At 68.3% G+C, this 7,213-nt stretch carries 8 protein-coding genes; 4 read left to right on the top strand and 4 right to left on the bottom strand.

Going from position 1 to position 7,213, the window contains the following annotated elements:
- Nucleotides 1-510 precede the first annotated feature (510 nt).
- Nucleotides 511-942 carry a YccF domain-containing protein gene (locus tag AC5RV2_RS12635; RefSeq protein WP_494092615.1) on the top strand — a complete coding sequence of 144 codons (432 nt, stop codon included), beginning with the start codon at nt 511-513 and terminating at the stop codon, nt 940-942.
- A 57-nt stretch (nt 943-999) separates the two neighbouring features.
- On the opposite strand, the gene AC5RV2_RS12630 is transcribed toward AC5RV2_RS12635, so the two are convergent.
- Nucleotides 1,000-1,467, bottom strand: a complete 468-nt coding sequence (locus AC5RV2_RS12630; protein ID WP_494064916.1) for a pyridoxamine 5'-phosphate oxidase family protein — start codon at nt 1,465-1,467, stop codon at nt 1,000-1,002.
- A 227-nt stretch (nt 1,468-1,694) separates the two neighbouring features.
- Between AC5RV2_RS12630 and AC5RV2_RS12625 the strand changes: the two genes are divergently transcribed.
- Complete coding sequence (locus tag AC5RV2_RS12625; RefSeq protein WP_494092614.1) at nt 1,695-2,261, top strand: YceI family protein; 567 nt, start codon at nt 1,695-1,697, stop codon at nt 2,259-2,261.
- A 76-nt stretch (nt 2,262-2,337) separates the two neighbouring features.
- Here the strand turns inward: AC5RV2_RS12625 and AC5RV2_RS12620 are convergent, their stop codons facing one another.
- Together AC5RV2_RS12620 and AC5RV2_RS12615 are read right to left on the bottom strand one after the other, a co-directional pair.
- The gene (locus AC5RV2_RS12620; RefSeq protein ID WP_494092613.1) at nt 2,338-2,895 is read right to left on the bottom strand and encodes a HutD/Ves family protein; all 558 of its coding nucleotides are present in this window, start codon (nt 2,893-2,895) and stop codon (nt 2,338-2,340) included.
- Nucleotides 2,896-2,915: 20 nt separating this feature from the next.
- A complete protein-coding gene (locus tag AC5RV2_RS12615; protein WP_494092612.1) occupies nt 2,916-3,434 on the bottom strand; it encodes a GNAT family N-acetyltransferase in 519 nt (172 codons plus the stop codon).
- 318 nt (nt 3,435-3,752) lie between these two features.
- Between AC5RV2_RS12615 and clpB the strand changes: the two genes are divergently transcribed.
- Nucleotides 3,753-6,377 carry an ATP-dependent chaperone ClpB gene (gene clpB / locus AC5RV2_RS12610; RefSeq protein ID WP_494092616.1) on the top strand — a complete coding sequence of 875 codons (2,625 nt, stop codon included), beginning with the start codon at nt 3,753-3,755 and terminating at the stop codon, nt 6,375-6,377.
- Nucleotides 6,378-6,454: 77 nt separating this feature from the next.
- On the opposite strand, the gene AC5RV2_RS12605 is transcribed toward clpB, so the two are convergent.
- Entirely contained in the window at nt 6,455-6,973 is a 519-nt protein-coding gene (locus AC5RV2_RS12605) for a septum formation family protein (protein ID WP_494092611.1), read from the bottom strand.
- On the opposite strand from AC5RV2_RS12605, the gene AC5RV2_RS12600 reads away from it, so the two are divergent.
- Nucleotides 6,948-7,213 (top strand): hypothetical protein (locus AC5RV2_RS12600; RefSeq protein ID WP_494092610.1); only part of this gene is annotated, 266 nt, incomplete at its 3' end. The two genes, AC5RV2_RS12605 and AC5RV2_RS12600, sit on opposite strands and share 26 nt — an antisense overlap.

Genomic DNA, 7,213 nt, shown 5'->3' with positions numbered 1-7,213 from the left:
GGTCGGAGACTCCGGCTGCCGAGCGTCCGGCCCGCCGCGGCCCGCGCCGCGCCACGGCACCGGCTTCGCAGGAAAAGCGCCGGACAAGCTAAGCCGGGGAAACCCAGCAGGCAAACCAAGCCGGGTAAGCCAAGCCCGGCGAGTAGCCGAAGGCCGCAGGGCGGTCCCTCCGTACGGAAGGGGCCGCCCTGCGGCCTCTATGTGTCCGGATAGGGCAAGGTCCTGTAGCGCAGGCTTCCGTGATCCTTGCCTTAGCCACGAGGTCCACGGTTTACGTCCAGGTCAGGGGTTGTGACGGGTCATTTCGCAGCCAAACCCCGACGTCGCGCCGGGTCGGGGGACGTGGCAGGCGATCTCTGGGGTCAGCCCCCTGGCCTCGGGCCGCGTGGAGCTCGGGTGGTCCCGGGGGCTGCCCGACAGCCGGCAAGACCCGCGCCTCGACAGCACCTCGGGGGACACTCAGGGGCATCCCGTATGGCGGCCGAGCGCGTCCGCCGCCAGAATGGTGGGATGAAGGCACTCCTGAACGTTATCTGGCTCCTGTTCGGCGGCATCTGGCTGGCGCTGGGCTACTTCCTGGCCGGCATCGTCTGCTGCCTGCTGATCGTGACGATCCCGTTCGGCATTGCGTCGTTCCGCATCGCGGGCTACGCGCTGTGGCCGTTCGGCCGCATGGTGGTGGACCGCGGCGGGCGCACCTACTTCATGTCCACCCTGGGGAACATCATCTGGCTGCTGGTCGCCGGCATCTGGATCGCGATCGGGCATGTGCTGACGGCGGTGGCGCAGGCGATCACCATCATCGGTATCCCGCTGGCGATCGCCAACCTCAAGATGATTCCGGTGTCCCTGACGCCGCTGGGCAAGCAGATCGTGCCCACCGACCAGGCGTTCCCGGGCTACATTCCCGGCTACCAGCCGGGCGCCATTGGCTGGCGTTGACCGTTACTTGGCGCTGACCGGTCGATGATGCCGCCGGCCACGAGGCCACAAGGGCGGTTACTCGATCTGCAACCGGCGGCTGTCGCTGAGCCCCGGCGTGCGGCGGGCCGATGCCGGCACCACAAAACGCCGTCCGGTGACCACCGTGGGAACGATGCGGACGAAATTGTTCTTTTCGCCCGACTGCCAAGGGAACAGCGGCAGCATTGCCGACTCCAGGACGTCCTCAATGCTGTTCATCCGCTGGGCGCTGCCGCGGGCGACGGCGCTCCAGGCGACGCCGGTGGCCGGGTCGAAGCCGTCCACCTCCAGCACCACTTCGCCGGCGAGGGCGGCGTCGAGCTTGGTTCCCGGGGCGGAGCGAAACACGATGCTGCCGTGGTCCACGACGTAATTGACCGGAAAAATCTCCGGGTGGGAATCGACGACGACTCCGAGCCGGCCGAAGTCGGCGCTGCGGAACAATTTCCAGCAATCGGCCACAGGCAACTGCGTCGTCGAAGGCATCTCGTTCGCGGTGCTCATGGCATCAGTCTATTGATCCCTGACAGGCTGGGATAGGGCGCGCATCCCGCCGGCCGGGTGCGGTTGCGGGTCGCCGACGCGGCCCGAAATTCACCCGCGGAGGTGGTGCGCAGGGTCCCATTTTGTGTTGGAATTACCACACGAGCCGCACGCGGCTGAAGGAGACGGCCGGGCATCCATCTGGCTTTTGGGGAGGGCAGTGCCTGTGCCAGAGGAGGAGCGCTGCCATGTCCGAACTATCTCCTGATCTGTCCGGCGAGTGGCGGTTCGATCCGGCCCATACCCGGATCGGATTTTCCACCCGCCATGCCATGGTGACCAAAGTCCGGGGCGCGTTCAACGACGTCGAAGGCATCATCCAAGCTGACGTGGACAACCCGGCCAATTCGTCCGTCAAGGTCACGATCAAGGTCGCCAGCATCGATACCCGCAGCCCGCAACGCGACGAGCATCTGCGCACGAACGATTTCTTCGATGCGCCGAACTATCCGGACATTACGTTCGTCAGCACCCGCATCGATCAGGTGGAGAGCGCAAACTTCATTGTGAACGGCGACCTGACCATCCGCGGCATCACCAAGCAGGTGGCGGTTCCGATTGACTTCATCGGCGTGGAGCGGGACCCGGGCGGGCAGCTTCGGGCGGGCTTTGAGGGCTCCCGGCGCATCGACCGGCAGGAGTTCGGGGTCAAATGGAACACTGCCCTGGACTCCGGTGGCATGCTCGTGTCGGACCGCGTGATGCTCGAGTTCGAGGTCTCCGCCGTCAAGGTCGAGGACGCCGCCGCGCAGTAGGGAACCGGCGCAACAAGGAACCGGCACCGTCAGGAACCGGCACCGGAGGTCCGGCCGCCCTCAGTCCCGGCCACCCTCAGTCCCCGGCCGGATAGACCGAGACCAGTGCCGCGAACCCGCGGCCGCTGACCTCGGCCGCGCCCGAGCCGACCACGGTGTCGTAGGGAGCCAGCGGCTGGGCGGTGCCGCCGGCTGTCGCCTGCGCCTGGCCCTGCAGCAGCACCAGGTACTGTCCGTCCGGCAGCCGCAGCGGCTGTTTCTTCGACAACTCGACGATCAGCAGGCCGGCGCCCCAGGTCCCGCGGCGGGTCATGACGTTCAGCGCACGGCATGGCCCGGTGGGCAGGCTGCAGTCCGTGCTGCTGCCGCCCTCGAACCGGAACGGACGGTAGCGTTCCATCCGGTGCTGGCTGCCGTCCACGGTCAGGAAGGCGACGTCGCCGTCCACAATGGTGAATATCCGGTCCACGCCCGGATATTCGGAGAAGCTGCCGTCCGACGTGATGTCCGCCAGGCTTAACCGCCAGCCGGGGAGCCCGTCCGCGCCGACGTCGCCGGCCGCCAGTTCCCTGGTGGTGCCGCCGCCGTTCCGCCACCGCTGTTCCTTGAGCGCGGCTGCGCGAATGATCTCCACTGGGACTCCTTGACCGGATGCTAAAGCTGCCGGTCCCAGTTCAGCACATAAGCGTCCTGGTAGCCGTCCGGCCCGCTGACCGCCGCGGCCTCGTTCCGTTCGAACCCCAGCGCCCTGACGATGCGCAGGGACGCGGTGTTGCCCGGATGGACCAGCGCCAGGATGGGCGGCAGTTCCAAAAACTCGTTGACATGGGCCACGACGGCGGCCACCGCCTCGCGCCCGTAGCCGCGGTGCCACACGGCGGGGTCGAAACGGTAGTAGAGATTGAGCACCGGGCGGCCGGACAGTGCCACGTGCTTGACGCCCGCAAAGCCGATGGGGTCTTCATGGCCGGGCAGGCGGACGGCAAAGTAGCCTACGCCGTGGTCCTCCCACTGCCTTTCCCAGCGCTGGAAAAGGCCCTCGGCTTCCTCGTTCCAAATGAGCGCGTCGGAAGGATTGAACCTCGTGGTGCGCCGGTCGGAGAGGATCCGGAACATGGCACTGATGTCCTCCGGCGTCGGCTGGTTCAGCAGCAGCCGGGCAGTTTCCAACATGGTTTCCGTCAGAGCCACCTCCGTCCCGTTTCCTGCACGTCCCCGCTACAGCCTATGCGCCGGGCGCCCTTCCGGGCAGGGGCGGCGGGGCGACAAGATGGTGGTGGGCAAGCAGGCTCCGGCGGCGGGGAAGCAGAGCTCCTGTGGGGGGAGCCTGGCTCCGCAGGTGGGCAAGCAGGCTCCGCAGGTGGGTAAGCAGGCTCCGCAGCCTGTGGATAACTTTACAATCCAAAGTTGAGTGGACTAGACTCAACTTAGTTTCAGGACCAGCACTGATGTGGCTGGCCAGATCCATTCCGGAGCGAACGGAGAGATGTGTTGGACGCTAAATTCACCACCAAGAGCCAGGAAGCGCTGTCGGCCGCGGCCATGAACGCCTCGACGGCGGGCAATCCGCAGATCGAGCCCGCCCACCTGCTCAAGGCCCTGATGGACCAGCGGGAGGGCGTGGCCGTCGCCGTGCTGAAGTCCGCCGGGGCCGATCCGGACTCGGTGAGTGTCCAGGCGAGCACCGCCATCAAGGCGCTGCCGTCGTCGTCGGGCTCCTCCGTGGCGCAGGCGCAGTACTCCCGGGGCCTGCTCCAGGCGGTGAAGGCCGCCCAGCAGGAGGCGGAGAAGCTGGGAGATTCCTTCGTCTCCACCGAGCATCTGCTGCTGGGCCTCGCGGCGGACAGCGCCGCCGTCGGGAAGATCCTGCGCGACGCCGGCGCCTCCCACGAAGCACTCCTCGCCGCCCTGCCGGGGGTGCGCGGAGACCGGAAAGTCACCAGCGCCGACCCGGAGAACACGTTCCAGGCGCTGGAGAAGTTCGGCACCGACCTGACCGCCATCGCCCGCGCCGGGAAGCTGGATCCGGTGATTGGCCGGGACGCGGAAATCCGCCGCGTGGTCCAGGTGCTCTCGCGCCGCACCAAGAACAACCCCGTGCTGATCGGCGAACCCGGGGTCGGCAAGACCGCCGTGGTGGAGGGCCTGGCCCAGCGGATGGTGGCCGGCGACGTGCCCGAATCGCTGCGCGGCAAGACGCTGATGTCGCTGGACCTCGCGGCCATGGTGGCCGGCGCCAAGTACCGGGGCGAGTTCGAGGAACGGCTGAAGGCCGTGCTGGAAGAGATCAAGAACTCGGACGGGCAGATTGTCACCTTCATCGACGAGTTGCATACCGTCGTCGGCGCTGGGGCCTCCGAAGGCTCGATGGACGCCGGTAACATGCTCAAGCCGATGCTGGCCCGCGGCGAGCTGCGGCTGATCGGCGCCACCACGCTGGACGAGTACCGCGAGAACATCGAGAAGGATCCGGCGCTGGAGCGGCGCTTCCAGCAGGTCTACGTGGGGGAGCCGAGCGTCGAGGACACCATCGGTATCCTGCGCGGGCTCAAGGAGCGCTACGAGGCGCACCACAAGGTATCGATCGGGGACTCTGCCCTGGTGGCCGCCGCGACGCTGTCCAACCGCTACATCTCCGGCCGGCAGCTGCCGGACAAAGCCATCGACCTGGTGGACGAGGCCGCCTCCCGGCTGCGGATGGAGATCGATTCGGCGCCCGAGGAGATCGACCAGCTGCGCCGCGCCGTCGACCGGCTCACCATGGAAGAACTGGCGCTGGCCAACGAGACCGACGCGGCCTCCCGGGAACGGCTGGAGGCGCTGCGCGCCGACATGGCAGACAAGAAGGAGCAGCTGGCGGCCCTGAACTCCCGGTGGGAGGCGGAGAAGGCCGGGCTGAACCGCGTGGGCGACCTGAAGGCCAAGCTGGACGAGCTGCGCTCGCAGGCCGACAAGTCGCAGCGCGAGGGCGACCTGGCCGAGGCCTCCCGGATCCTGTACGGGGAAATCCCCACGCTCGAAAAGGAACTGGCCCAGGCGCAGGCGGCCGAGGAACAGGGCGGCGCGGGCCGGGACCAGATGGTCTCCGAGGAGGTGACCGCCGACGACATCGCCGAGGTCATCTCCGCGTGGACCGGCATCCCCGCCGGCCGCATGCTGCAGGGCGAGAGCCAGAAGCTGCTGCAGATGGAGGAACACATCGGCTCGCGGCTGATCGGCCAGTCCAAGGCGGTTGCCTCGGTCGCGGACGCGGTACGGCGCGCCCGGGCGGGCATCAGCGACCCGGACCGGCCCACCGGCTCGTTCCTCTTCCTGGGTCCCACCGGCGTCGGCAAGACCGAGCTGGCCAAGGCGCTGGCGGACTTCCTGTTCGACGACGAACGGGCCATGGTCCGGATCGACATGAGCGAGTACTCGGAAAAGCACTCCGTGTCGCGCCTGGTCGGCGCCCCTCCGGGCTACGTGGGTTACGAAGAGGGCGGCCAGTTGACCGAGGCCGTCCGGCGCCGTCCCTACTCCGTGGTGCTGCTGGACGAGGTGGAGAAGGCCCATCCCGAGGCCTTCGACATCCTCCTGCAGGTGCTCGACGACGGACGCCTCACCGACGGGCAGGGCCGCACCGTGGACTTCCGCAACGTGATCCTGGTGCTGACCTCCAACCTCGGCTCGCAGTTCCTCGTGGACCAGACCATGGACGCGGACACGAAGCGCGAAGCGGTCCTGAACGTGGTGAACGCCAGCTTCAAGCCGGAGTTCCTCAACCGGCTGGATGACGTGATCATCTTCGACCCGCTGAGCATCGAGGAACTCTCCCGGATCGTGGATCTGCAGGTGGCGGCGCTGGCTGCGCGGCTGGCCGAACGCCGGCTGACCCTCGAGGTCACGGAGGCGGCCCGCGAGTGGCTGGCCCTGACCGGCTTCGATCCCGCCTACGGCGCCCGGCCGTTGCGCCGACTGGTCCAGCGCGAGATCGGCGACAAGCTGGCCCGCGGCCTGCTCGCGGGCGCGATCAGCGACGGCGACACCGTGCTGGTGGATGTGCCGGAGATCGACGTCGACGGCGGGGCCGGCGGCCTGATCGTGCAGTCGAAGGTGGGGGCGGTCCGGGGCGGCTGACCTGAGCAGCCCCGGAGAGTCCCGGGAGAAGTCCGGCGGCCCCGCCAAGGCGGGCCGCCGGACTGTTCTGTGTTGGGTTACTGGTCGACCAGCGACCCGGTGATCTCCTCGCCCTCCTCGGCGATCTTAAAGCAGTCGATCCGGCGATCGCCCTGCGCCCACGTCTCCTTCGAAGGCATGCCGTAGGAGTCCTTGATATCCGGCTGGTCGGCCGCGGAGTCGTTGAGGGCGACGGCCGTGCAGACCTCCTGGGCCTTGATGTTCAGTTCGTCGGCGCCCGGGAACTCTTCGTCGTCCCCGTAGGAGAAGGTGCCCACCAGCTGCGCCGTATGCGGCGTGTCGCAGGTGACGACGGTTGCCTCCTGCATGACGGCCTCGAAGTCGGTGAAGCACTGGCCCTGCTGGAAATCGAACGGCGAGACGTTCTCCGCGACGACTCCGTCGCCGTTGGGCGTCTCGGCGGCGGTCTGCGACGACGCCGGACTAGCCGCCCCGCCGGCAGGCGAGCCGCTGGTCAGGCTGGAGACGATCATGGCGATAACCACGATGGCCACAATGACGACCGCGCCGATGATGACCAGCGGCTTCCAGTCCATTTTCCGCGCCGGGCCCGCGGCGGGATCGCCGGACGCTTCGTCACCGGTCCCGCTGCGGCGCAGGCCGTCGGCGGCGGTGGAGTACCACTTCTTCTCCGGCGCGGAGCCGTCGGTGCCGGACGGCGCGGACTCCCAGGCCGACGGCGGGACGGCCGCAGCCGGTGATGCCGGCGCCCCGGTCGCGGCGGCGGCCCCGGGGTCGGGGTTGCGTGCGGCGTCGTGCTTCGCGGTTTACGGCTT

The sequence above is a fragment of the Arthrobacter sp. Y3225116 genome, from assembly GCF_059091245.1.
Note: the sequence above shows the minus strand (reverse complement) of the source record. Positions and strands in the feature narration are given on the sequence as shown.

Coding starts and splice junctions, on each gene's coding strand:
- AC5RV2_RS12635 (WP_494092615.1), top strand. CDS start 511: ATGAAGGCACTCCTGAACGTTATCTGGCTCCTGTTCGGCGGCATCTGG.
- AC5RV2_RS12630 (WP_494064916.1), bottom strand. CDS start 1,467: ATGAGCACCGCGAACGAGATGCCTTCGACGACGCAGTTGCCTGTGGCC.
- AC5RV2_RS12625 (WP_494092614.1), top strand. CDS start 1,695: ATGTCCGAACTATCTCCTGATCTGTCCGGCGAGTGGCGGTTCGATCCG.
- AC5RV2_RS12615 (WP_494092612.1), bottom strand. CDS start 3,434: ATGTTGGAAACTGCCCGGCTGCTGCTGAACCAGCCGACGCCGGAGGAC.
- AC5RV2_RS12605 (WP_494092611.1), bottom strand. CDS start 6,973: ATGGACTGGAAGCCGCTGGTCATCATCGGCGCGGTCGTCATTGTGGCC.